The sequence below is a fragment of the Aestuariimicrobium kwangyangense DSM 21549 genome (assembly GCF_000421525.1).
Taxonomy (GTDB): Bacteria; Actinomycetota; Actinomycetes; order Propionibacteriales; family Propionibacteriaceae; genus Aestuariimicrobium; species Aestuariimicrobium kwangyangense.
The window spans coordinates 131,840-155,713 of record NZ_ATXE01000001.1 but is presented as its reverse complement, the minus strand read 5'-3'; the positions used below and the strand labels follow the sequence as shown (position 1 = coordinate 155,713).

Genomic DNA, 23,874 nt, shown 5'->3' with positions numbered 1-23,874 from the left:
AGGAAGAGTGGAACCCATGAGCAATCTGTCCCTGCAGCTTTACACCATCCGCGAGGAGCTCGAGCGCGACGCCGAGCACGCCCTCGATGTCGTGGCCGGCACCGGTATCACCGAGGTCGAGCCCTTCGGCATCACCCAGTTCCGGGAGTGGCTGCCCGCCGCCCTCGCCAAGCGCGGACTGAAGGTGACCACCACCCACACCGACCTGCTGGGCGACTTCGACAACTCGGTCGCCGCCCTCAAGGAGGTCGGTGGCACCACGCTGGTGCAGCCCTTCTTCGATCCCCAGAAGTGGACGACCAAGGAAGGCATCCAGGAGCTGGCCACCCAGCTCAACGAGGCCGCCCGCAAGGCAGCCCCCGAGGGACTCAAGGTCGGCTACCACAACCACCACTTCGAGTTCTTCACCGACTTCGACGGCGTCAACTCCTACGACTACTTCGTCAGCCTGCTCGACCCCGAGGTGGTGCTCGAGATCGACACCTACTGGGTCTCGGTGGCCGGTCTCGACCCGGTCGAACTGGTGCAGCGTCTGGGTGACCGCGTCACCCACCTGCACATCAAGGACGGCCCCGCCCCCGTCACCCGCGAGTTCTCGAGGGAGAAGCACGACGAGCAGCCCGCCAACGTGGTGCTCGGGCAGGGCAGCATGGACCTCGACACCCTGCTGGGTGCCACCGAGGACAAGACCTGGGTGGTCGAGTTCGACAAGACCGACGGTGACATCCTCGACGAGGTCGTCGCGTCGATCGCCTACCTGCAGAACCGCTGAGAGTTCGCTCCCAGCACCCCCGGGACCGGCAGCGCTGCGGCCCCACCCACGCACCACCACCCCCTCCAGCACCAAACCTTTCGTCAAGACACGTTCCGTCAACACACCCTCAATAAGGACATTCATGAGTGACAAGAAGATCCGCGTCGGGATCATCGGCCTCGGCTTCATCGCGCGAGGCAAGCACCTGCCCGGCCTGGCGTCGGTCTCCGACGACGTCGACATCATCGCCTTCTGCGACTTCGAGCAGGAGAAGTGCGACGAGTACATCGCGCAGTACGGCGTCGAGGGCAGCTACACCACCAACGACTGGAAGCAGGTGGTGGCCGACGAGACCATCGACGTGATCCACGTCTGCACCTGGAACGTCAGCCACGCCGAGATCACCTGTGCCGCCCTCGAGGCCGGCAAGCACGTGCTGTGCGAGAAGCCCATGGCCATCTCGTCGGCCGAGGCCAAGCAGATGGTCGACACCGCCAAGAAGACCGGCAAGATCTTGTCGATCGGCTACCAGAACCGCTACCGCGACGACGTGCAGATGGCCCGCAAGGCTGTCGACGACGGCCTGCTCGGTGACATCTACGTCGGCAAGGCCCACGCCATCCGCCGCCGTGGCGTGCCCACCTGGGGCGTCTTCACCGATGTCGAGAAGCAGGGCGGTGGCCCGCTGATCGACATCGGCACCCACGCCCTCGACCTGTCGCTGTGGCTGATGGACAACTACGAGGTCGAGTCGGTCAACGGGTCGGTCTTCCACAAGATCGCCGACATCCCCTACGGCGAGGCCGGTTCGGACTTCCCGCAGGACAACTTCTCGACCGAGGACTCAGCCTTCGGCTACGTGAAGATGAAGAACGGCGCCATGATCTTCCTCGAGGCGGCCTGGGCGATCAACTTCGCGCACTCGCGTGAGGCCGCGGTCACCCTCGCCGGCACCAAGGGTGGCGTCGAACTCGACCACGACGGTGGTGCCTACCAGGCCACCATCAACAATGTCGTGGCCGGCCGCACCGTGCTCACCAAGTCGGACACCTCGCGGTTCTTCTCACCGGGAGCAGGCGCCGCGAACGACGCCACCAACGAGGCCAAGGCCTTCTACGGTGCCGTCAAGGGCGAGAGCGAACTGGTGGTCAAGCCCGAGCAGGCGCTGGTCGTGACCCAGATCCTGGAGGCCATCTACGCCTCGGCCAAGTCGGGCCAGCCGGTCAACTTCTGACGGATCGGGAAAGGCACGCACATGAAGTTGGGATTCCTGACGGCCTGTCTGCCGTCGTGGTCGCTCGAACAGATCGCCGACTACGCGGTCGAACAGGGCTACCAGACCCTCGAGGTGGCCTGTTGGCCCGGTGGCCCCGCCACTCGCGACTTCGAGGCCTCGCACATCGACGTCTCGAACCTCGATGCCGAGGTCGAGCGGGTCAACGCCATCCGCGAGCGCACGGGCCTCGAGATCACCTCGCTGGCCTACTACGAGAACAACCTCAACGGTGACCTCGAGCGGCGGGGCCAGATCCGTGAACACTTCAAGAAGGTGATCGACATGGCCGCGGCCCTGGAGGTGCCCACCGCGGGCACCTTCATCGGACGTGACATGGCCAAGTCGATCAACGAGAACCAGCGGGAGGCGGAGCGGGTCTTCCCCGAGATCACCGACCACGCTGGCGAGAAGGGCGTCAAGGTCGTCATCGAGAACTGCGTGATGGAGGGTTGGCACCCCGACGGTTACCCCGGAAACATCGCGTACTCCCCGGAACTGTGGGAGTGGATGTGCAAGGAGTTGGGGTTGTTCCTCAACTGGGACCCGAGCCACCTCACGTGGATCGGCATCGACCCCGTCGAGACCATCGAGCCCTTCGCCGAGTACATCGTGCACGCCCAGGCCAAGGACCTCGAACTGTTCCCGCGCAAGCGGAACGAGATGGGCTTCTACGGCACCATCAACAAGGGCGGCAACCCTTGGTACATGGGCTGGTGGCGCTACCGGATCCCCGGCCGTGGCACCGTCGACTGGGCCAAGGTCGTCGACAAGCTCTACGAGGTCGGCTACACCGGCACCCTCTCGGTCGAGCACGAGGACCCGCTGTGGGGAGGTGACCCCGAGAAGAACATCGAGGGGTTGCGGATTGCCTACAACCACCTTCGTCCGCTGATCGGGTCGATCGAACCGAATCTGTCGCACCTCGCCTGAGGCCGACCGTTCGTCCAGCAGGGCCCCGCCGGATCCGTCCGGCGGGGCCCTCTGCTGTTCTGGTGGCCCCCACGCTGGGCTCGGACGTCGCCACGGTGGTGATCTTGGTCACAGATCGCTGCGCCCAAGATGAACACTGGGCAAACAACCCCCCTGATTGCTTCCCAGCGGTTTGGTGGCGCGGGCGCGGCGGGCGCACCATTTTGGTGTGACCGAAGTTCTCATCATCCTGGGGGCGGTGATCGTCGTCGCCCTGGCTTTCGACTTCACCAACGGCTTCCATGACACCGCCAACGCGATGGCCACCTCCATCGCCACCGGGGCGCTCAAGCCACGCACGGCTGTCGGCCTGTCGGCCGTGCTCAACCTGGTCGGGGCGTTCCTGTCGATCCAGGTGGCACTCACCGTCACCAAGGACGTCATCAAGATCCAGGACCCCACCGGCGCACCACTCGCGATCGACCACACCGTGCTGCTGGGCGTCGTACTCGCCGGGCTCGTCGGCGGCGTGCTCTGGAACCTGATCACGTGGCTCCTGGGAATTCCCTCCTCGTCCTCCCATGCGCTGTTCGGCGGACTCATCGGTGCCACCATCGCCGGTCTGGGCACCTCGGCCGTGAAGTGGGAGGGCATTCTCGAGAAGGTCGCCATCCCCGCGATCGCAGCGCCGCTGGTCGCCGGAGTGGTGGCAGCGGTCGGCACCTGGCTGGTCTACCGGATCGCCGCGAAGGTGCCCGACCACACCCGCTCCCGCGGCTTCCGGTGGGGTCAGATCGGCTCCGCCTCCCTGGTCTCGCTCGCGCACGGCACCAATGACGCTCAGAAGACGATGGGTGTGATCACCCTCGCGCTGATCGCCTCGGGTCAGTGGACCGTCGCCCAGGGCATTCCGTGGTGGGTCAAGGTGCTGTGCGCCGTCGCCATCGCCGCTGGCACCTGGTCGGGCGGCTGGCGGGTCATCCGCACCCTCGGCAAGGGACTGGTCGAGATCGACTCACCCCAGGGCATGGCGGCAGAGACCGCCTCGGCGGCGATCATCCTGTCCTCGTCCCACGCCGGCATGTCGCTGTCGACCACCCATGTCGCGACGGGCTCGATCCTGGGCACCGGAGTCGGCAAGTCCGGAGCTGTCGTGCGCTGGTCGGTGGCCGGACGCATGGTGGTGGCCTGGCTGATCACCCTGCCGGCTGCCGCGTTGGTGGGGGGCCTCTGCGAGCTGCTCGTGCGACTGGTCCCCGGTCTGGGAGGTGAGGCTGCCGTCGTGGTGCTGCTCGTGGCCGCCTCGCTACTGATCCTGCGCCGCGCCCGCCGCAACCCGATCCACCACGACAACGTGAACGACGAGTGGGACGGAGGCCTGGTGCCTACGGCTCGTCCCCTCGGTGGCCTGACCGGCCCCGCCACGCAACTGGCCGGTGGGGCCCCGAGCGAAGCGAAGGTGTTGGCATGACGCTCATGCAGTTCGACGTGGCCGCCATGGCCCGGAACCTGGCCACCGTGATGGCCGTCGCGCTCGTGCTCGGAGCCGGTGTCCCGGCGATCTTCGCGCTGGGCATGCGAGCCACCACCCTGGGCCGCACGGTGAGCGCCGACGGGCACGTCGAGACGGGCACCATGTCGATGTCGGGCCGGGTGCTCAGCACCCTGTGCTTCGGCGTCGTGCTGGTGGCCGTCGTCTTGGGCATCGCCTTCATCGTGGCCGGCAAGCAGATCATGGCGCAGCTGTGACCGACAACGTCATCACCCGCATCCTCGGGTGGCTGACGGCTGGGTACCCCCAGGGCGTGCCCGCCCAGGACGTGATGCCGCTGATGGAGGTGCTGCGACGCAGGCTCACCCCGGCCGAGGTCGACGCCGTCGCCCAGCGACTCGTCGAGGAACGCGTGCTGCCCGTCACCCCCGAACAGATCCGCGGGATGGTGCAGCGAGTGGTGCTCGAGCAGCCATCGGACGATGACGTGCACCGGGTGGCGTCGCACCTGGCCATCGGCGGCTGGCCGCTGATGGACTTCGGCCATCCGGAGAACTGATCGCGAACCTGTCACGGGGAGTGGCAGCATGTCACCGATGACCAGCGAGCCCGTCACCCTCCACCTGACCGTCGGACTGCCCGGCAGCGGCAAGACCACCTTGGCGCGCGACCTGGCCACCCGGACGGGCGCGCTGAGGCTGACCCCCGACGAGTGGATGCAGCCGCTGTTCGGTGTCTCCGATGTCGACGGCAAGCGTGACGTGCTCGAAGGACGCCTGATCTGGACCGGATTCCGGGCCCTGCGCGGGGGACTGTCGGTGATCCTCGACTTCGGCTGCTGGTCACCCGAGGAGAGATGGGCCATCCGTGACCTGGCCGGACTGGCCGGGGCCGACTTCCGGCTGCACCACCTGTGGGTGGACGAGGAGGTTCGCCGCGCCCGCTGCGACGCGCGCTGGCTCGAGGTGCCCCACGAGACCTTCCCGATGAGCGCTGCCGACCAGGACCGTTATCTCGCGGCCTGCATCCCACCCAGTGCCGACGAGTTGGCCTACGCCCCGATTCCCGATCCCCCGGCCGGACACGAGACGTGGGCCGCCTGGGCAGCGTGGCGGTGGCCCTCTCTGCCTCGGCTCGACCTGAGCTGAAAAGCCACCCTGCCCCGGGCGGGTCTGTGCCACAGTGGGGCCATGAGCAGCGACAGGCCCACGAGCGGCGACCAGCCCACGAGCGGCGACCAGCCGACCAGCAGCGACCAGCCGACCAGCAGCAACCCCGGGGACGAGACGGCGTCGCCGGTCGACCCCAAGGAAGCCATGCGGCTGGCGCTGGAGAAGAAGAACCGGTCCAACCACGCCTCGGCTGCCGCCGGACCTCAGGGTGACCAGAAGGTTGCCGGTGGCCCGCATGGCCAGGCCGGCGGCAAGCGGGTCTTCCGCCGCAAGTCCGGCGGCTGATGGCTGACGCCGACCCGGCGCCCGGCCAGGACGACCTGCGCGCCGAACTGCAGCGCCTGTCGGCCAGGCTTGACGAACTCGAGACCCGCGGCGGGGTGCTGCACGACGTCAGGCGCTACGGCGCCGTCGGCGACGGGGTGACCGATGACACCGACGCCATCCAGGCAGCCAGCCGCGCCGCGGGCAGCCACGGCATCGTCCTGTTCGGACGAGGCCGTTTCCTGCTGACCCGCACCGTGGTGGTACCTCCCGACCAGCAGTGGCAGGGTGTCGGCATCGCCGACACGTCGACTGACAGCGATCCCGTCCCGAACACGCTGCTGACCCGGGTGAGCGACGGCCCGGCCATCGATGCTCGCTACAACACCACCTTCAAGCAGCTGCGCATCGAGGGCTCCGGCTCGGGCACCGGCATGGTCGTCCACGGCAGGGTGGTCCTCGAGCACGTCAGCCTGCAGCGTTTCGACCTCGCCCTGGAGTGCCTCGACCTCTGGTACGGCCACTTCACCGGGCTGCGCCTCTACCGCAACCGGGTCGGGGTGCGCGTGGAGCGTGCCTACAACCTCACCCTGATCGCGCCGCGGATCAACTGCGTCGATCCCGACGATCGTGCCGGCATCGGGCTGAGCCTCGCCGACAACGTTGACGTGAAGATCTTCGGGGGCGCCATCGAGGCCTACAGCGTGGGCATCAAGGCCGCCCACCATGACTCCATCCACCTGCACTCGGTCTACTTCGAGTCGAACCCTCCCCACCCCGAGCTCGACCCTGTGAGGGGGGCCGTGGGGGTGCAGCTGAGCGGGACCCGCTCCTCGACCGTGACGGCGCTGGGGTGTTACGTCTACCTCACCAACCAACGGGTGTGGATCGATGCCGATGGCGCCGCCACCACGGCGAGCATCGTGGCGTTGGGCAACACCTTCAAGGGAGGCAACCCACCCCGGTCGGGACTCCACCAACTGGCCTACCGCTGGGCAGAGGGTTCCGGGGTGCGGGCCACCATCAGCGGTGACCAGTGGAACCAGGTCGAGTACAAGGGAAACGCGAGCTACCTGGCGCCCGGCACGTCCGAGCCCGGCGGCAGCACCGTGGTGCCCCCACCACTCACCCGCTCGATGGGGTCACGAGCCGTCGAGGCAGGACGTCGGGTGCGCGAGCGGCTTCGTCCGCTTCGGTCGAGAACTCTGCGGACGCTGCGGCGACTGGTCAGTCGCTGACCTTCACCAGCCAACCGTGCTGGTCGGCGGCGCGTCCGTACTGGATGTCGAGCAGGTGCTGGCGGATGGCGGCTGTCAGCGGGCCGACCTGGCCGTCCGCCACGGTGAGGTCGGCACCACCGTCGGGGGTGCGGAACCCGGTGATGGGAGTGACCACGGCTGCCGTGCCGCAGGCGAAGACCTCGGTGATGGTGCCGTCGAGCAGCCGACGCTGCACCTCGGTGAACTCGATGGCGCGCTCCACTGGTCGCAGACCGTGGTCGGGGGCCAGCTGCAGCAGGGAGTCGCGGGTCACGCCCTCCAGGATGTTGCCGTTGGTGGCAGGGGTGAGCAGTTCGCCGTCGGAGGTGACGAACATGATGTTCATGGTGCCGCACTCCTCGACCCAACGATGTTCCGCACCGTCGAGCCAGAGCACCTGACCGCAGCCGTGCTCGGCGGCCTCGTCGGCGGCCTTCAGGCTGGCAGCGTAGTTGCCTCCGCACTTGGCGGCGCCGGTGCCACCGACTGCCGCCCGCGAGTAGTTGGGTGTGACCCACAGCTTGAGCGGCTGGGAGTAGTAGGCACCCGCGGGGGTGGCCAGCACGCAGTAGGTGTAGCTGTGCGAGGCGCGCACGCCGATGAGGTGCTCGGTGCCGAACATGAACGGACGAAGGTAGAGGTTCTGCTCACCCTCGGGGGACGGGACCCAGTCCCGGTCGAGGTCGACCAGCAACTGCAGCGAGGTGAGGAAGTCCTCGACGGGCAGCGCCGGCATGGCCAACCGCTCCGCCGACCGCTGGAAGCGGCGCGCGTTCATCTCGGGACGGAACATCCACACCGACCCGTCATCGTGACGGTAGGCCTTGAGACCCTCGAAGATCTCCTGGCCGTAGTGCAACGCGGCCGTGGACGGGTGCAGCTGCAGCGGCCCCTGGGGAACGATGGCCTGGTCGTGCCAGCCCTGGTCGGAATCCCACTGGGCCACGGTCATGTGGTCGGTGAAGTGCTGCCCGAAGGTCGGCGCCGCCAGAATGTCTGCTCGCACCTCGGGGGAGGTGGGGCTGGGGGGCTCGGCGACGGCGAAGGGGCTCATGTCGGTCAGCGTATGCCAGCGGCTCACGGGGTGGAGTGGTGGTTCGGACGATGGTCGCACCGCTGGGATGTCATCTTGCGCCGCCCCGCCGTCCAAGGCCTTGCCCCCGGGGCCGACGCCTGGGTCGCGGAGTTGTGCCCGAGCCAAGTTCCTGAGAAACTCTTAGGGTGATGGTGGGCGGAGTTCCACCACTGTTGATTCCCCACCGTCCCACCCCCGAGGGAGGCCCCAACCGTGAACGCCCTCGTGGCCGGTCTGGTGAGTGCCGTCATCCTCGGGCTGGGTGGCTGGTTCCCCTCGCCCCCCACCGCGCTGCCGGTGGCGCCGCCGCTCAGCATCGCCCCGGTGGCGGGCATCCCGGAGCCGTGTCCCGCGCGGCACCCGTGGCCCTCCTCCGCCACACCCGCCGTCACCCGCAAGACGATGGAGCAGGCCTTCGGTCTCCAGCTCACGGGTGCTGGATGGACCAACCCCGCCAATCGCCCGCTGATGAAGATCGTCTGGGAGACCCTCGACGCGGTCTCGTGCACCAGCTACCTGGATGACGTGCGCAGGAACTCCGGGCAACGGGTGATCCGCATCCATGCCGGCCCGACCCGCAGTTGGGCGTGGGGTGACTGGGGGCTGACCAATCCGGGCCGGCTCACCTTCGACTTCGCGAAGTGGCACTCCGCGTACCCCTCCGACAAGGGACGACTCGTGCGCATCGTGATCCACGAACTCGGACACATGCACCAGATGAAGCCCGGCGGTCACCAGGCGGACCTCGACAGCTTCCGTGCTCTGTACTCCCGCCACGGGGGGTTCTCCAAGTACGGACGAGGGTCGTCCTCCGAGACCATGTCAGAGGTGATCGGCTACTACGTCTCGCGGTGCGCCCTCGACAACCCCTACGACCGAGCCGGCGCCAGCCAGCGCGCCTACTACGAGTGGGCGAAGAACTCGGTGTTCAAGGGAGTCGAGTTCGGGCCCGCGCCAGGGGTCCGTCCCGAATGCTGACGATCTGTTGAATTGCTCTCCCAAACCTTGACAGCGTCCTCCGGGTGTGGGTAGATGCTCCCTCGCATCTTCGGCGCGACTATGCCAAATGCCCTCCGGGTGAGCCGGGGTGTGAGGTCACAGAAAGGTCACGGGAAACCCTTGTCAGCGGCCCTGCCGCGTGGTTGGCTGATTGAGCAGAGCAACTCCAAGGCGGGTCCGGCCGCAACGGCGCGGGGACGCAATCCAACCTGAGGAGGCCACCTTGACCACTGTCCAGATCAGTTCGTGGGTTGAATTGGCTCGTTGCCGGGGAGCAGAGGATGACCTCTTCCCCGAAGGCAAGCAGCAGAAGCGCGCCGCCGCCGTGTGCGTCGGTTGTCCGGTGAGGGCCAATTGCCTCGCCGAGGCGCTCGACCATCGCATCGAGTGGGGCATCTGGGGGGGCATGACCGAGCGCGAGCGCCGGGCACTGCTGCGCCAGCGGCCCGACGTCAAGAACTGGCACGAGGTGCTGGTCGAGATGCCGATGCACCAGCAGGCAGCCAGCTGAGACACAGCCCCACGTGCAGCAACGCTGCATCGCGCGACTCCTCGGGAAGTCCCGGCAGGGTTGCCATGCGCCACTAGAGTGAGGCCGTTCGCTCGAAAGGTGGTTCATGGCAACCCTGGTCTTCCTTCACGCCCACCCCGACGACGAGGCGTCCGGCACCTCGGGGACGATGGTGCTGGCCAAGGAGCACGGTCACCGGGTGGTGTGGGTCTGCGCCACCAACGGTGACCACGGCACTGCTCCCGAGGGGTGCACCACCCCGGACGAGGTGGCGGCCGCTCGCCGCCTCGAGGCCGAGGCCAGTGCGCGCGTGCTCGGTGTGGACCGTCTCGTCTGGTTGGGCTATGCCGACTCGGGCATGACCGGGTGGGAGCAGAACCACAACGACCTGAGCTTTGCCCGTGCCAACCCGGTCGAGGCAGGCCGCAAGGTGGCCGATGTTCTCGACGAGGAGGGCGCCGAGGTGCTGGTGGGCTACGACTGGCATGGGGGCTACGGGCATCCTGACCACATCATGGTGCACACCGTGATGAACCAGGCCGCTGAGCAGGCGGCCCGCCGTCCTCGGGTCCTGCAGGCCACCTTCAACCGCGACCGGCAGCGTCAGCGGGCCCAGGAGGCCCGGGCCGCCGGCATGGATCTCGACTGGGACCCGGACGGCCCGGCCGACGATGGCAACCCGATGGGCACCCTGGAGGCCGACCTGCACTGGGACGTCGACATCACTGACGTGATCGCCAGCAAACGTGCGGCGCTGCAGTGCCACGCTTCGCAGTCCGACGTGCAGTCGATGCTCTCGATGCCCGACGAGGTGTTCGAGTTGGCCTTCGGCCATGAGTACTTCATCGAGGAGGGGCTGGCCCAACCCATGACGGCGGCCTGGCCGTTCGGCTCCTCGGCGGGTTCCGTGCCCGATGACTCACCGGCGACGGTTCGGGTGGGGGACGACCGAGCGTGATCGGCGGACTGGAGTCGATCGAGACCTCCGACCCCTATCGACAGCGACGCGAACGACGAGAGCAGGCGCGCCGCACCAAGGGTGGCCGCGGCAGGTCTGGTCGCGGCCATGGGGGCCGCCATGGCGACACAGGCGCCCAGCGGGATGTCGAGCCCCTGCCGATGGCGCGGATCGCGCTGCGGGTGGCCTTGGTGGTGGCGGTTGCCTCGCTCGGCGCGAGCGTCGCGCTCTGGCTGAGGATCGCGTTCAGTGGCGGCGAGGATGGCGCGCTGCGCATCGGCACCCTCAGCGGGCTGGTGGCGGCCACCTTCGGCATCGTCTTCGGGTGCCTCATCGGACCGACCCTGATCACGGTGCTCGCTGCTCGCAGCCAGATGGCGCGCTCGCGGCGAACCGCGTGGGTGGTGGTGGGAGTGCTGGTGACGGCACTGCTGGCGTTGACCTTGCTCGCCCTGCTGGTCGTGCTCGGCTCGGGACTGTTCGCCCAAGGGCTCTCGCTGGCGTGGCTGGGGTTGGTCGTCGTTGCTGTGGTGATGGTTCCCGGGGCGCCGTGGTTCGTCCGCCCCCTCGTCTCCCGTCGGTGATCCTGGGGCCGACGCGGGACGGCCTGGCTCAGAACAATCCGTCAGCCGGTGGTGGGGGAGCGTAGGCCGGGTCGACGTCCTTGAACAGCTTTGAGACCGACCGGCCCTCATGGATGCGACGGATGGCGTCGGCGAACAGCGGCGCGACGCTGCGCACCTCGAGCGCGTCCCAGTCGTGCGGACTGGGAACGGTGTTGGTGGTGACCACCTCGGTGATCATCGGATGGTTCGACAACCTCTCGACGGCCCTCCCGGTGAACAGGCCATGGGTGCAGGCGACCGAGGCATCGATGGCCCCGAACTCGGCCAGGCGATCGAGCAGTTCGACGATGGAACCGCCGGTGGCGATCTCGTCGTCGAGCACGATGGCCCGCTTGCCTGCGACGTCGCCGACGATGGAGTCGATCACCACCTTGTCGTCGGCCAGCCGCTGCTTCGAGCCGGCCGCCACCGGCAGGTTCAGCAGCCGGGCGAACTGGGTGGCTGTCTTCGCATTGCCCAGGTCGGGGGAGATGACGACGTGGTTGCTGAGGTCTCGTCCGCGGTAGTGGGCCGCCAGTTCCCCGATCGCCGTGAGGTGGTCGACGGGCACCGAGAAGAACCCGTGCACCTGAGGGGCGTGCAACGCCATCGTCAGCACGCGGCTCACCCCTGCGGTCACCAGCAGGTCTGCCACCAGCCGGCCACCGAGCGAGATGCGGGAGGCGTCCTTCTTGTCCGACCTGGCATACGCGTAGTGGGGCATCACGGCCGTGATCTGGGCGGCCGACGACCCGCGAGCGGCGTCGATCATCATCAGCAGTTCGACCAGGTGCTCCTGGGTGGGGGGCACCAGTGGCTGGATGATGTACACGTCACGCATGCGGCAGTTGGCCAGGAGCTGGGCCTGCAGGCAGTCGTTGGAGAACCGGCTGATCTTGGCCTTGCTCAGCGGCAGACGGAGGCTGTCCGCGATCTCGGCGGCGAGCGCGGGGTGGGCGGATCCGGAGAAGAGAACGGCGTCTTTCATGCCTACCCCCAAGGGTTCGAGCTGAGCTGCGTTGGGCACAGACTATCGGCGCTCCCCCGGCCGTGGGCTGGCGGCCCGGGCTTGCCGCACTCGGCGTCACCGCGTCGTCCGGGTGCTCGGCACAGCACTGTGGCAGTGTCGGTCGCAGAAATGTCGGGGACGGAGTTTGGGCCGCGGAAGTTTCGGGGACGGATGTGTCGGATCTGGGGATCCCCGATCGTCAGTGGGACACAAGCACACAACGATGAGGAGTCAGCCATGCAGTACTTGATGTTGGTCTGCCAGGAACCCGCCCACTCGTCCACCGCACCCAGCGATGCCGACATCGCGGGAGCCCCCGATGTCGAGCAATGGTGGCAACAGGCGAACGACGACGGCAGGTATGTCATCGGCAGCCCGCTCCGCCCGGCCCCCGAGGCCGTCACGGTGAGGGTGCGCGGTGGCGCCCGGCTGGTGACCGAGGGCCCGTTCACCGAGGCCGGGGAGTTCATCGGGGGGTTCGACGTGCTCGACTGCGCCGACCTGGACGAGGCGATCGAGGTGGCCGTGGGACACCCCATGGCGCACCGCGGAGTCATCGAACTGAGGGCATTCTGGCCCTTCGAGGACCAGTGACCGATCTCGTCCGCGCCGCGCTGGAGGTGGCACTGCGCAGGGACCGGCCACAGATCGTGGCCACCCTGCTGCGTGCCACCTCCGACTGGGAACTGGCAGAGGACTGCCTGCAGGACGCTGCGGAGCGGGCGTTGGTGTCCTGGGGGCGGCAGGGCGTGCCCGAGTCGCCTGCCGCCTGGCTGACCACGGTGGCCCGCCGACGTGCACTCGACGTGATCCGACGGCGGACGGCCGAGGCGCGGGCGCTGGCACGTGCGCAGGTGGTCGAGGAGCGCTCCCCGGCCCTCGCCGACGACGGTGGTGGCTACGCGGACGATCGACTCCGGCTGTTGTTCACCTGCTGCCACCCCGACATCGCGATCGGTGATCGGGTCGCCCTCACCCTCAAGACCGTCAACGGCCTCTCGACCCGTGAGCTGGCACGCCTGTTCCTGGTGCAGGAGCAGACCATGAGCCAGCGACTGAGGCGAACGCGAGCCCGGATCAGTCGGGACGGCCTGCTGCTCGCGGTGCCCCCCGTCGACGACCTGGACGACCGCATCGACGCGGTGCTCGCCGTCATCCACTTGATCTTCACGGAGGCCCACGACTCGACCGAGGGTTCGGGACTGAGGGACGTCCTGGCCGACGAGGCCCTCGTGCTGGCGCAGTTGACGGCATGGCTGATGCCTCTCGACCCCGAGGTGCACGGGCTGCGGGCGCTGTTGTTGCTCCAGCACGCCAGACGACCCGCCAGGACCGGCACCGACGGTGCCTTCATCCCGCTGGACGAGCAGGACCGCAGCCTGTGGGATCGTCCAATGGTCGTGGCAGGGATCGAATCGCTCGAACGGTCCCGTGAACTGTCAGCCACCTCGGGCGAACCAGCCGGACCGTACCGGGCCCAGGCAGAGATCGCGGTCGTGCACAGCACCTCCCCGACACCCCAGCTGACCGACTGGGCGACCATCCTGGTCTGGTACGACGCCCTGCTGCAGGCGACGGGGTCACCGGTGGTCGCGCTGAACCGGGCGATCGCCCTGGGCATGAGGGATGGCCCGCCGGCGGGGCTGGTCGCCCTGGAACGGGTTGCCGCCGATCCGCACCTGGTTGGTTCACCGCAGGTCGCGCTGGCCAGGGCAGAGCTGCTGCGTCGAGCCGGTGACCACCAAGCCGCCCTGGCATGCCACCGGGAGGCACTGCAGTTGGCGCGTACCGATGGGGCGAGGCTGCACATCGAGAGACGACTGCACGAGCTGGGGGAGGTGCCAGCCACGAAGGGGATCGGCGCGTTGCAATAGGCTGGCCGCATGACTGACACCAACCACCCCGCGCCCGTGGTCGCCGCCCCCGCGACCCGTCGCCTGCGCATCACCGTGATCATCGCCCTTGCGCTCGTCGGCCTGCAGGTGCTGCTGGGTGCCGCCGTGGCTGCCCAGATGACCGCACTCCAGGGTGTGCACGCGGTGGTGGCCTACACACTGTTCCTGGTCTCGATCGTGGCGGCTGCCTTCGCCCGCGGTCATGCCAAGGTGACAGGGAGGAAGGGTGTCTTCTTCCACGCGTTGTCGATCCCGATCCTCATGGTGGTCCAGATCGGACTGGGCTCGATGCGTGTCACCGTCGTCCACATCGTGCTGGGTCTGCTCATCGCCGTGGCCATCGGGGCGCTCTACGCCATGATCGCCAAGGTGCCCGGCGAGCACACCGAGGACGATGACCTCGACCTGATCGAGGAGTGAGGTCGGCTCAGAAGCCGATCCAGCCCCGGATCCGGGCCGTCCATTCGTCCGACCCGGCCACAGGGTGTTCGTCGAATCGGGTGACCCTGGCTGCGCCGCGCACCGATGACAGGTACCAGGCGGCGTCGGCCCGCTTGACCTCCTCGGGGGTCTGCAGCACGAGCTCCGTCGCGACGCCCTCGCTGGCGGCACGTTCGAAGAGCACCTCCTGGGTGATGGAGCGCAGGATCCCCGTCCCCTCCACCGGGGTGGAGCGCAGCACCGGACGGCCACCGTCGAGGTGGAGGGTGACCAACGATGCATTGGGGCCTTCCATCACCCACCCATCCGTGCTGGTCAGCAACACCTCGTCGCAGCCTCGCCGTGCAGCCTCCCGCTTCACGGCCATGTTGATCCCGTACGAGAGCGTCTTCACCCCGCCCAGCAACCAGCGGGCGTCGCGGTAGGCGTCCGAGCTGGTGCCGCGGCTCATCAGGGCGACCGCGATGCCCTCGCGCAGGCGGATGGCTCCCTCGCTGAGAGGGGTGATGGTGAGCACCTGGGTCGGTTCGCTGGTCGATGACTCGAGGCCGCGCGTCCACATGATCTTCAGCACCGCCTCGCCGGGTGTCGTCCACGCCTCGACGGCCCGGCCGATGAGCTCACGCCACGGCCCCTCGTCGAGTGGGTCGCCATCCATGCCCGCGACACTGCGTGCGAACCTGGCGAGGTGCCGGTCGAGATGGTCAACCGACGATGAACCGTCGTCGGCGGTGACGACCCGGGTGGCGTCGAACACCCCGTCGCCCCTGGTGAAGCCCAGGTCATCGACGCTGATGACCTGCCCGGGAGCGGTCTTCGGTTCGCGGGCGTGCGGGGAGTCCGGGGCGAGAAGGCCGCGACCCACCACGCCCACCAGCTGTGTCGTCATGGGCCCAGCCTAGGGCGTTCCACCTTCTCGCCCCGGTTGCATCCCCCGGCTTCACGCGGGGGCTCGCCCAGGTCATCCGCCCGAGACGCTCAGCTGGCGCGTACCTCGAGCTCGTAGTGAGGGTGGCAGTTGACCAGGCGTGCGATCACGTCATGCCAGCAGTGCTCGAACTTGTGGCGGGTGCTCGGGTGTGGTTCGACCATCGTGTGGGTGACGCGGACGACGGTGCGATTTCCGTGCGGGGTGAAGGTCAGGCGCACGTGGTCGCTGACCTGGGGCCCGTCGTCCTCCCACACCCAACTGAACTCCAGGGCCCCGAACTTCTCGACGATGATGTAGTCACCGTGCACACCCACGCCTGCGGTGGCGCTGGCGAATCGATAGCGGTGGAGTGGGCGTGGGTCGATCTGGTACGTCGTGTCACCAAACTGCGGCCACCACCACTGTGACAAACCCTCTTCGGTCGTGCACAGGACCCAGAGATCCTTGACCGGCAGAGGAACAACGACTTCGATGACCATCGGATGAGTCATGAGGTGCCCCCTTCGGCTAGCCCTCAGTTTCGCTGGTGGGCCTACCGCGATCAAGGTGTCGGCTGGGCGCAAAGGTGTGATTTTCCAGACGTTTTGCCCAAGAACCGGTTCGGTTGAGCGGTGTTTGCCATTGCAACGTGGTAAAGCACGATTCCCCCGGTACCGACGTGCGTCGGCACCGGGGGAACCGGGGGTGTCAGGTCCGCTCCGCGGACAGGACTCAGGCGGCCTGCTTGATGGCCGAGATCTCGAGTTCGAGGGTCACATCGTCGCTGACCAGCACACCGCCGGTCTCGAGGGCGGCGTTCCAGGTGAGGCCGAAGTCCTTGCGGCTGATCTTGGTGCTGCCCTCGAAGCCGATGCGCTCGTTGCCGAAGGGGTCGGTGGCGGCACCGGTGAACTCGAAGGGGATGCTGATCGAACGGGTGACGTCCTTGACGGTGAGGTCACCGGTCACGACCAGGTCGTTCCCGTTGATGGCCACATTGGTCGAGGCGAAGGTGATGGTGGGGTACTTCTCGACGTCGAGGAAGTCGGCGCTCTTGACGTGTCCGTCGCGCTGCTCGTTGCGGGAGTCGAACGAGGCGGCGTTGATGGCGACGTTGACGGAGGCGCTCGAGGCGTCCTGGCCGTTGCCCGAGGCAGTGCCCTCGAACTCGTCGAACGAGCCGCGCACCTTGGTGACCATGGCGTGGCGGGTCACGAAGCCGATGCGGGTGTGGCTGGGGTCGAGGGCGAAGGTGCCGTTGAGATCGGTGAGAGCGGTCATGGTGTTTCTCCTTGAAGTCACTGAAGTGGCGAGCTGGGTTGTTCAAGTTTCAACTACCCGAACACATCCTAGAACGCCGGGGCCGGCAGGTTTTGTTCCCGAGGCAAGAAAGTTCTTCAGGAACGACCCCCGACGCCCTGCAGACCTCCGCCGGACGGGGCCGTCCCGAACCCGATGACAGTCGGCTGTCGGTGGCCGACCCCTCTCGTCCGCGGCTCGGCCACCGGGTTTGGGGGATTGTCACCACCGCCGGTTACCCTCGGTACTCCGATGCTCGAACTGCCCGCGGACGACACCGCCCACCCCAGCGCCACGGGTGGACTGGAGCCACCACCCCACCCCCCGCGCGTCGCCGAGCCGGGGCAGGTCTCGGGCTTCGACCACCTCTCGCCGGCCTTCCCGGGGCGCGCACCGTGGGGCACCGCCCATCGCCTGCGCGCCTGGCAGGCCGAGGCACTGGGCCAGTACCTGGAGTCATGTCCCCGCGACTTCCTGGCCGTGGCGACCCCCGGCGCAGGCAAGACCACGTTCGCGCTGCGGGTGGCCGCCGAACTGCTGCACGACCGCACCGTCGAGCGGGTGATCGTCGTCTGCCCGACCGAACACCTCAAGGTCCAGTGGGCCGACGCCGCCGCGAGGGCCGGCATCCAGCTCGATCCGGGGATGGGCGGTTCGTCGCGCAAGGGTCGCAGCAAGCAGTACGTGGGCCTCACCACCACCTACGCCGGCGTGGCAGCGAACATGTTCGGCTTCCAGGCGCGGGTGGCCAACCTGCGCACCCTGGTCATCCTCGACGAGATCCACCACGCTGGCGACGCACTCAGTTGGGGCGACGCCGTCAGGGACGCCTTCCAGTGGGCACGGCACCGACTGATGCTCACCGGAACCCCCTTCCGCTCCGATGACAACCCGATCCCGTTCGTCACCTACGAGCCGGACGACGACGGCGGGCGTCGCTCCCGGGCCGACTACACCTACGGTTATGCCGAGGCGCTGCGTGACCACGTGGTCCGTCCGGTGGTGTTCATGAACTACGGCGGGCCGATGAGGTGGCGCACCAAGGCGGGCGACGAGATCGAGGCCAACCTGTCGGAGGCCCTCACGAAAGACCTCACCGGGCACGCGTGGCGCACGGCGCTCGACCCCAAGGGTGAGTGGATCCAGTCCGTGCTCTCGGCCGCCGACCACCGGCTCACCGAGGTGCGTCGCCACGTCCCGGACGCCGGTGGGCTGGTGATCTGCACGAACCAGACCGTCGCCCGGGCGTACGCGCGCATCCTGGAGGCCATCACCGGCGCCAAGCCCACCGTCGTGCTCTCGGACAGCCCCGGCTCGTCCCAGAAGATCGACGAGTTCTCGGCCTCCGACGAACGGTGGCTGGTGGCGGTGCGGATGGTCTCCGAGGGGGTCGACGTGCCCCGGCTCGCGGTGGGGGTCTACGCCACCTCGACCTCGACGCCGCTGTTCTTCGCCCAGGCGGTCGGTCGGTTCGTCCGGGCCAGGCGTCGCGGGGAACTGGCCACGGTGTTCCTCCCCACCGTGCCGATCATCCTCGCGCACGCCACCATGCTGGAGCGTCAGCGCGACCACGTGCTCGACCGCAAGCCCGCCCGTGACGAGGACGGACTGTGGGAGGAGTCACTGGTCGAACAGGCGAACCAGTCAGAGGCCGCCTCGGACGACCTGCTGGGCCAGTTCGAGGCCCTGACCTCACGGGCAGCCTTCGACCACGTGCTCTTCGACTCCCAGCAGTACGGCTTCGTCGCCGACGAGGGGGACACCATGAACGGTGTCACCGACGAGGAGCGCGACTACCTGGGGCTTCCCGGGTTGCTGGAGCCCGACCAGGAGATGGCGATGGTGCTGGCCGAGCGGCAACGTCGCCACCTCGCCCGTCGCAAGCGGGTGGAGCAGAAGCAGAAGGTGCCCGACGAGGTCTCGCTGCACCGGGCGCTGGCCACCAAGCGCAAGGAGCTGAACACCTTGGTCAGCGCCTTCGCGCGACAGACGGGTCGCCCGCACAGCCACGTGCATGCCGACCTGAGACGTGAGTGCGGTGGGCCGCCCCTGGCCAAGGCCACCAGCGAGCAGGTGGACCAGCGGATCAACCGGGTGAAGCAGTGGTTCGCCGCCTGATGGTGCATCCCGGGAAATTGTCGCTCCGTCGACGTAGCTTCGAACCATGGACACTGACCTGAGTTTCGACCCGTTGGCCGTCGTCGATGCCGAGGCGGCCCGCTTCGCCGAAGTGCTGCAGCGGATCGACCCCGACACCCCCGTTCCGACCTGCCCGGGCTGGACGGCCCGCGACCTGCTCAAGCACCTGATCGAGGTGCATGACTTCTGGGCGGCGGTGATCGGCGACCACCTGATGGGCGAGCAGGTCGAGGCGTACGAGAAGTCGCGCCCCCCGTTCACCGACGACGTCGACGAGCTCTTCCGCCAACGCGAGGAGGCCACCGGTCGACTGCTGGTGGCGCTGCGCAAACGGGAGCCGCACGAGGAGGCGTGGAGCTGGTTCGGGCCCGACCAGACGGTCGGTTTCACCCGGCGGATGCAGACCCATGAGGCGACCATGCACCGGGTCGACGCAGAGACTGCGGCTGGCGGTGCGGTGTCACCGATCGCTGACGAGGTGGCAGCTGGAGGCGTCGACCACGTGCTCGACGTGATGCTCAACTGGGTGCCGGACTCGGCCGAGGTGACGCCTGGGCCCGTGGTCGAACTCCGGGGCGCCGACACCGGCCAGCGATGGCTGCTCGAGCTCTACCGCTGGTCGGGCACGGCCTGGGGTCGGCAGTTCACCGACCAGATCGGTGGACGCCGCGCTGACGGCGATCGCGCACCCGCCGCGGTGGTGACCGCGCCGGTGGCCCAGCTCGACCTCTTCGTCTGGTCGCGCCCGGCGACGGTGGAGCAGACCGGTGACCAGGACGCCATCGCCGAACTCACGGCCCTGCGGGAGTTCGGCATCCAGTGAGCCCGGCTGACGGGCTTCAGGACCCGGCCAGGGATGCCGCGAGCCCCAGGACGAAGATCACGAGCGGCAGGGAGACCACGATGCCCAGCATCACTCCCAGCCCCTTGCGCTTCTGGGGCTCGTGGCCCATCGAGCCGGTCGTGAACTGGTGGAAGGGTGAGGCGTAGAACACCGGGACGTGCTCGCCGGGACGGACCGTCACATCGAGCGACGCCTGCCCGTAGGTACGCATCCACTGGCTGGAGGCGTCGATGTGGTGGTGGCCGGCCGGCACGGGGATGGTGTTGAGGCCGTAGCGAGTGGTGATCCGGTGGCCGTCGATCGTCACCGTGGGCGTCAGCATGCTGCTGGTGAAGGCGTTGCCCTGCACGGTCAGCTCCACGAAACCCTGACCGGCACCCTGGACGGCCTGTTCCGGTGAGGCCTGAGCCGAGACGGGCTGCTGCCACCCGGGGGCCTGCTGCCATGCGGAAGGCTGGTACTGGGGTGCCTGATGCTGGGGTGCCTGATGCTGGGGTGTCTGGAAGGGGGGCGCAGGCTGACCGTGGTACGCGGGGGCGGGTGCCCACTGGGGCTGGCCCCATGCCTGCGGCTGCGGGTCTCCGGGCTGGTTCGGGTTGGTCATGGTCGAGAACCCTAGGTGCCCCCGGGTGCAGCTGACGCCCGCACCGCCGTACGGGTGAGCTTGCCGGTGCACTGGAGCACGACCGCCCCGTGCCGGTGAGGGCACGGGGCGGCGTGAGGAACCAATCGGCGCCGTGTGGACGGCGGTCCGACTCAGAAGGTCGAGGTGTCGATCACGTAGCGGTACCGCACCTGGGAGTTGACCACCTTGTCGTAGGCCCCGGTGATCTCCTCACCGGAGATCACCTCGACCTGCGGGGCCAGCCCGTGCTCGGCGCAGAAGTCGAGCATCTCCTGGGTCTCGCCGATGCCTCCGATGTTGGAGCCGGCGATGATCTTGTTGCCGCCACACAGGGCGCCGAACGCGACCTTGACGGGCTCCTCGGGCAGTCCCACGTTCACCAGTGCGCCGCTCACCTTGAGCATCGGCAGCAGGTCGGCGACGGTGTCGGCGTTCGAGACCGTGGTCAGGATCAGGTCGAAGCTGGCCCGCAACTGCTTCTTGGTCTCCGGGTCGCTCATGGCGAAGTAGTGCTGGGCGCCGAACTTGATCCCGTCGTCCTTCTTGCTCATGGTCTGGCTGATCACGGTCACCTCCGCTCCGAGCGCGGCGGCGATCTGCACACCCATGTGTCCCAGACCACCCATGCCGACGACGGCGACCTGCTTGCCGGGGGCGGCCCCCCAGCGCTTGAGGGGGGAGTAGGTGGTGATGCCGGCGCACATCAGCGGAGCGGCGGCCTCGAAGGGGATCTCGTCGGGGATGTGGCACGCGTAGTTCTGTTCGACGGTGATGCCCTGGGAGTACCCGCCGTCGGTCTTCTTCCCGTCACGACCCTTGTCGCCGTAGGTCCAGACCGTGGGCTTCTCGGTGGACGAGCAGAACTGCTCCTGACCGGAGGTGCAGTACTCGCACTCCCCGCAGGAGTCGACGAAACACCCGACGCCCACCTTGTCGCCGACGGCGAACTTGGTGACCTCGGAACCGATCTGGGTGACGATGCCGGCCAGTTCGTGGCCGGGAACGATGGGGAAGTCGACGGGACCCCACTCCTCGCGCACCGTGTGGATGTCGGAGTGGCAGATGCCGGCGTACTTCACCTCGAAGAAGATCTCGGTGGGGCCGGGCTCACGCCGCTCGATGGTGGTCTTCTCGAAGATCCCGTCCTTGGACGAGGTGGCATATGCAAGAACCTGTGGCATGTCTCCATCCAACCACTGCTGCGCCCGAACCCCTCATCGAGTCAGGCTGCAGCAGCACCGTGACGGGCGAGCGCGCACGCGGTTTGCGCGAGCTCACCACGGGCCACCCGTCGCCACTAGGGTCGAACCATGCGCGTTGGATTCAGCTCTTACAGCTTCCACCAGTACCTCGGCACCGGGCGCATGAGCCTGCCCGAGGTCTTCGACTGGGCAAAGGAGGCAGGCGCGGCCCACATCGAGATCGCCGCTGGGTTCGCCAGCGACAACCCGATGTCCGACCTGTCCGACCTGCCCAACAATCGCCCCCTGGTCGACGCCATCAAGGCCGCCCAGGACAAGACGGGACTGCCGATCGCCCAGATCGCCCTCCCCGCCACCTTCTGGACCAAGCCCGAGACGGCAGACGGTCAGGCTCCCGGTGCGGGTGGCCAGTCGAGCTCGGCCCGGGGCATCGAGGCCGAACTCGACCGGGTCAAGGCCCACATCGACCTGTGCGCCGAGTTGGGCGTCGGACTGCTGCGGCACGACGTGAGCCACGGCAACCACCCCGGTGACGACCTGCCGCTGTTCGAGCAGGCCCTCCCGGTGATCGTCGAGCACTCCAAGACCATTGCCCAGTACGCGGCCACCAAGGGAGTCAGGACCTCCATCGAGAACCACGGGTTCTTCGTGCAGGGCTCCGAGCGCGTCCGTCGGGTCATCCACGCCGTGGACGAGCCCAACTTCGGCACCACCCTCGACATCGGCAACTTCCTCTGCCTCGACGAGAACCCCGTCGTCGCGACCAAGAACAACATCGCCTACGCCAACATCGTCCACTTCAAGGACTTCTACATCCGTCAGACGAACCCCGGCCTGGGCTTCTTCGGCACTCGCGGTGGACAGTTCCTGCGCGGCGCCATCGTCGGCCAGGGCGACATCGACATCCCCGCGGTCGCGAAGGTGGTCAAGGAGTCGGGCTACGACGACTTCATCACCATCGAGTTCGAGGGCATCGAGGACGCCCTGCCGGCCTGCAAGGCAGCGCTGGAGAACACCCGTCGCATCCTGGACGAGGCCTGAGCCACGGCTCGGTTCGTCCCCGCACACCACCCATCACCCCCAACGAAGGGACACCCTGAATGAGCAAGGTCGGAATCGGCGTCATCGGCGCCGGCAACATCTCCGAGATGCACGTCGGCGCCTACAAGCAGCGTGACGACGTCGAGCTGGTCGCGATCGCCGACCAGGTCGCCGAGCGGGCAGCCGAGAAGGCTTCGATCCACGGCTTCGCCAACAGCTACGGCTCGGTCGAGGAACTGCTGGCCCGCGACGACATCGACGCGGTCAGCGTCTGCACCTGGAACAACTCCCACGCCGCCATCGCCATGCAGGCCCTGCGCGCCGGCAAGCACGTGCTGGGCGAGAAGCCGTTGTGCAAGACGGTGGACGAGGCCCTCGAGCTCGAGAAGGTGGTGGCCGAGACCGGTCTGCACTTCGAACTGGGTCAGGTGCGCCGCTACGGACAGAACGCCACCGTGTTGAAGAAGTTCATCGACGAGGGTGACCTGGGTGACATCCACTACGCGAAGGCCTCGATGTTGCGCCGTGCGGGCAACCCCGGTGGTTGGTTCGCCGACCCCGAGCGTTCCGGCGGTGGCCCGCTGATCGACATCGGCGTGCACTGCATCGACCTGGCCTGGTGGCTGATGGGCAAGCCCAAGGTGACCTCGATCAGCGCCAACTCGTACTCGACCATCGGCAACCGGGCCAACATCACCGGCCTCGACCGCTGGTTGGCGTCCGACTACGACCCCGCCGTCAACGGGGTCGAGGACCTGGTGAACGCCGTGATCCGGTTCGAGAACGGTGCCTCGATCGTCACCGACGTCTCCTACTCGCTGCACATCCCCCGGGAGACCACGCTCGTCGCGGTGTACGGGAACAAGGGTGGGGCGGAGCTGGAGCCCGCGCTCAAGCTCGTCACCGAGAAGTACGACACCATCCTCAACATCGACCCGCAGATCCAGAACCCGAGCTTCGACTTCGCGTCGTTCTCGAAGGAGATCGGGCACTTCGTCGAACTGGTGAAGGGCGAGGCCGAGCCCTTCGTCCCGGTCGCCGACGGAGTCGAGATGATCCGCATCCTGCGCGGCATCTACGAGTCGGCCGAGTCCGGCAAGGAGATCCAGATCACCCGCTGACCGTTCGCCCACGGGGCCGGACGCCCACGTCCTGCCCAGCGACCCACAGCGACACCGTGCGGTCACACCACACC

At 67.9% G+C, this 23,874-nt stretch carries 27 protein-coding genes; 20 read left to right on the top strand and 7 right to left on the bottom strand.

What is annotated here, in order from left to right; all coding sequences use genetic code 11:
• The first annotated feature begins 16 nt into the window (after positions 1–16).
• The 9 genes from H507_RS0100775 (at position 17) to H507_RS0100735 (ending at position 7,105) form a co-directional block, all read left to right on the top strand.
• The gene (locus tag H507_RS0100775) at positions 17–772 is read left to right on the top strand and encodes a sugar phosphate isomerase/epimerase family protein (RefSeq protein ID WP_040437336.1); all 756 of its coding nucleotides are present in this window, start codon (positions 17–19) and stop codon (positions 770–772) included.
• Positions 773–896: 124 nt separating this feature from the next.
• Complete coding sequence (locus H507_RS0100770) at positions 897–1,988, top strand: Gfo/Idh/MocA family protein (protein WP_022908813.1); 1,092 nt, start codon at positions 897–899, stop codon at positions 1,986–1,988.
• Positions 1,989–2,009: 21 nt separating this feature from the next.
• The gene (locus H507_RS0100765) at positions 2,010–2,960 is read left to right on the top strand and encodes a sugar phosphate isomerase/epimerase family protein (RefSeq protein WP_022908812.1); all 951 of its coding nucleotides are present in this window, start codon (positions 2,010–2,012) and stop codon (positions 2,958–2,960) included.
• 208 nt (positions 2,961–3,168) lie between these two features.
• Positions 3,169–4,410, top strand: a complete 1,242-nt coding sequence (locus H507_RS13770) for an inorganic phosphate transporter (RefSeq protein ID WP_022908811.1) — start codon at positions 3,169–3,171, stop codon at positions 4,408–4,410.
• Positions 4,407–4,688, top strand: coding sequence for a hypothetical protein (locus H507_RS0100755; RefSeq protein WP_051139589.1), 282 nt, complete (start codon positions 4,407–4,409; stop codon positions 4,686–4,688). The genes H507_RS13770 and H507_RS0100755 overlap by 4 nt, the downstream gene beginning before the upstream one ends.
• Positions 4,685–4,990, top strand: coding sequence for a DUF3349 domain-containing protein (locus tag H507_RS0100750; RefSeq protein WP_022908809.1), 306 nt, complete (start codon positions 4,685–4,687; stop codon positions 4,988–4,990). Before H507_RS0100755 ends, H507_RS0100750 begins: the two co-directional genes overlap by 4 nt.
• 37 nt (positions 4,991–5,027) lie before the next feature.
• Complete coding sequence (locus H507_RS0100745) at positions 5,028–5,579, top strand: P-loop nucleotide/nucleoside kinase family protein (protein WP_022908808.1); 552 nt, start codon at positions 5,028–5,030, stop codon at positions 5,577–5,579.
• A 42-nt stretch (positions 5,580–5,621) separates the two neighbouring features.
• Entirely contained in the window at positions 5,622–5,888 is a 267-nt protein-coding gene (locus H507_RS18000; protein WP_022908807.1) for a DUF5302 domain-containing protein, read from the top strand.
• The gene (locus H507_RS0100735) at positions 5,888–7,105 is read left to right on the top strand and encodes a glycosyl hydrolase family 28-related protein (RefSeq protein WP_022908806.1); all 1,218 of its coding nucleotides are present in this window, start codon (positions 5,888–5,890) and stop codon (positions 7,103–7,105) included. Before H507_RS18000 ends, H507_RS0100735 begins: the two co-directional genes overlap by 1 nt.
• Here the strand turns inward: H507_RS0100735 and H507_RS0100730 are convergent.
• A complete protein-coding gene (locus H507_RS0100730) occupies positions 7,095–8,180 on the bottom strand; it encodes a branched-chain amino acid aminotransferase (RefSeq protein WP_022908805.1) in 1,086 nt (361 codons plus the stop codon). The genes H507_RS0100735 and H507_RS0100730 overlap by 11 nt on opposite strands.
• 234 nt (positions 8,181–8,414) lie before the next feature.
• Here H507_RS0100730 and H507_RS0100725 point away from each other — a divergent pair, with 234 nt between their 5' ends.
• The 4 genes from H507_RS0100725 to H507_RS0100710 all read left to right on the top strand — a co-directional run bounded on the left by H507_RS0100725 (position 8,415) and on the right by H507_RS0100710 (position 11,253).
• Positions 8,415–9,179 carry a hypothetical protein gene (locus H507_RS0100725; protein ID WP_022908804.1) on the top strand — a complete coding sequence of 255 codons (765 nt, stop codon included), beginning with the start codon at positions 8,415–8,417 and terminating at the stop codon, positions 9,177–9,179.
• A gap of 244 nt (positions 9,180–9,423) precedes the next feature.
• Positions 9,424–9,711: a WhiB family transcriptional regulator gene (locus tag H507_RS0100720; protein WP_022908803.1), complete on the top strand. Its 288-nt coding sequence runs from the start codon at positions 9,424–9,426 to the stop codon at positions 9,709–9,711.
• Between the two features lie 106 nt (positions 9,712–9,817).
• Complete coding sequence (locus tag H507_RS13760) at positions 9,818–10,669, top strand: PIG-L deacetylase family protein (protein ID WP_022908802.1); 852 nt, start codon at positions 9,818–9,820, stop codon at positions 10,667–10,669.
• The gene (locus tag H507_RS0100710) at positions 10,666–11,253 is read left to right on the top strand and encodes a hypothetical protein (RefSeq protein ID WP_022908801.1); all 588 of its coding nucleotides are present in this window, start codon (positions 10,666–10,668) and stop codon (positions 11,251–11,253) included. Before H507_RS13760 ends, H507_RS0100710 begins: the two co-directional genes overlap by 4 nt.
• Before the next feature lie 28 nt (positions 11,254–11,281).
• Here H507_RS0100710 and H507_RS0100705 read toward each other — a convergent pair whose 3' ends face one another.
• Entirely contained in the window at positions 11,282–12,262 is a 981-nt protein-coding gene (locus H507_RS0100705; protein WP_022908800.1) for a ribose-phosphate diphosphokinase, read from the bottom strand.
• A 258-nt stretch (positions 12,263–12,520) separates the two neighbouring features.
• Here H507_RS0100705 and H507_RS0100700 point away from each other — a divergent pair, with 258 nt between their 5' ends.
• The 3 genes from H507_RS0100700 to H507_RS13755 are packed head-to-tail and all read left to right on the top strand — an operon-like array spanning position 12,521 to position 14,598.
• A complete protein-coding gene (locus tag H507_RS0100700; protein ID WP_022908799.1) occupies positions 12,521–12,877 on the top strand; it encodes a YciI family protein in 357 nt (118 codons plus the stop codon).
• Complete coding sequence (locus H507_RS0100695; RefSeq protein ID WP_022908798.1) at positions 12,874–14,157, top strand: RNA polymerase sigma factor; 1,284 nt, start codon at positions 12,874–12,876, stop codon at positions 14,155–14,157. The genes H507_RS0100700 and H507_RS0100695 overlap by 4 nt, the downstream gene beginning before the upstream one ends.
• Positions 14,158–14,166: 9 nt before the next feature.
• Positions 14,167–14,598, top strand: a complete 432-nt coding sequence (locus H507_RS13755; protein WP_022908797.1) for a COX15/CtaA family protein — start codon at positions 14,167–14,169, stop codon at positions 14,596–14,598.
• A gap of 7 nt (positions 14,599–14,605) precedes the next feature.
• Here the strand turns inward: H507_RS13755 and H507_RS0100685 are convergent, their stop codons facing one another.
• The 3 genes from H507_RS0100685 to H507_RS0100675 form a co-directional block, all read right to left on the bottom strand.
• A complete protein-coding gene (locus H507_RS0100685; RefSeq protein ID WP_022908796.1) occupies positions 14,606–15,508 on the bottom strand; it encodes an aminotransferase class IV in 903 nt (300 codons plus the stop codon).
• Positions 15,509–15,597: 89 nt separating this feature from the next.
• Positions 15,598–16,029: an SRPBCC family protein gene (locus tag H507_RS0100680; RefSeq protein ID WP_022908795.1), complete on the bottom strand. Its 432-nt coding sequence runs from the start codon at positions 16,027–16,029 to the stop codon at positions 15,598–15,600.
• 232 nt (positions 16,030–16,261) lie between these two features.
• Positions 16,262–16,810, bottom strand: coding sequence for a YceI family protein (locus tag H507_RS0100675; RefSeq protein WP_022908794.1), 549 nt, complete (start codon positions 16,808–16,810; stop codon positions 16,262–16,264).
• Between the two features lie 270 nt (positions 16,811–17,080).
• Between H507_RS0100675 and H507_RS0100670 the strand changes: the two genes are divergently transcribed.
• Positions 17,081–18,946 (top strand): DEAD/DEAH box helicase, encoded by a 1,866-nt coding sequence (locus H507_RS0100670; protein WP_022908793.1) that lies wholly within the window; start codon positions 17,081–17,083, stop codon positions 18,944–18,946.
• A gap of 46 nt (positions 18,947–18,992) precedes the next feature.
• A complete protein-coding gene (locus H507_RS0100665) occupies positions 18,993–19,790 on the top strand; it encodes a maleylpyruvate isomerase family mycothiol-dependent enzyme (RefSeq protein ID WP_022908792.1) in 798 nt (265 codons plus the stop codon).
• A gap of 16 nt (positions 19,791–19,806) precedes the next feature.
• Here the strand turns inward: H507_RS0100665 and H507_RS0100660 are convergent, their stop codons facing one another.
• The gene (locus H507_RS0100660) at positions 19,807–20,415 is read right to left on the bottom strand and encodes a hypothetical protein (protein WP_022908791.1); all 609 of its coding nucleotides are present in this window, start codon (positions 20,413–20,415) and stop codon (positions 19,807–19,809) included.
• A gap of 152 nt (positions 20,416–20,567) precedes the next feature.
• Positions 20,568–21,617: an NAD(P)-dependent alcohol dehydrogenase gene (locus H507_RS0100655; RefSeq protein ID WP_022908790.1), complete on the bottom strand. Its 1,050-nt coding sequence runs from the start codon at positions 21,615–21,617 to the stop codon at positions 20,568–20,570.
• Positions 21,618–21,746: 129 nt separating this feature from the next.
• Here H507_RS0100655 and H507_RS0100650 point away from each other — a divergent pair, with 129 nt between their 5' ends.
• On the top strand, positions 21,747–22,679 hold the full coding sequence (locus H507_RS0100650) for a sugar phosphate isomerase/epimerase family protein (protein WP_022908789.1): 933 nt from the start codon (positions 21,747–21,749) through the stop codon (positions 22,677–22,679).
• Between the two features lie 59 nt (positions 22,680–22,738).
• Positions 22,739–23,800 carry a Gfo/Idh/MocA family protein gene (locus tag H507_RS0100645; RefSeq protein ID WP_022908788.1) on the top strand — a complete coding sequence of 354 codons (1,062 nt, stop codon included), beginning with the start codon at positions 22,739–22,741 and terminating at the stop codon, positions 23,798–23,800.
• Positions 23,801–23,874: the final 74 nt, after the last annotated feature.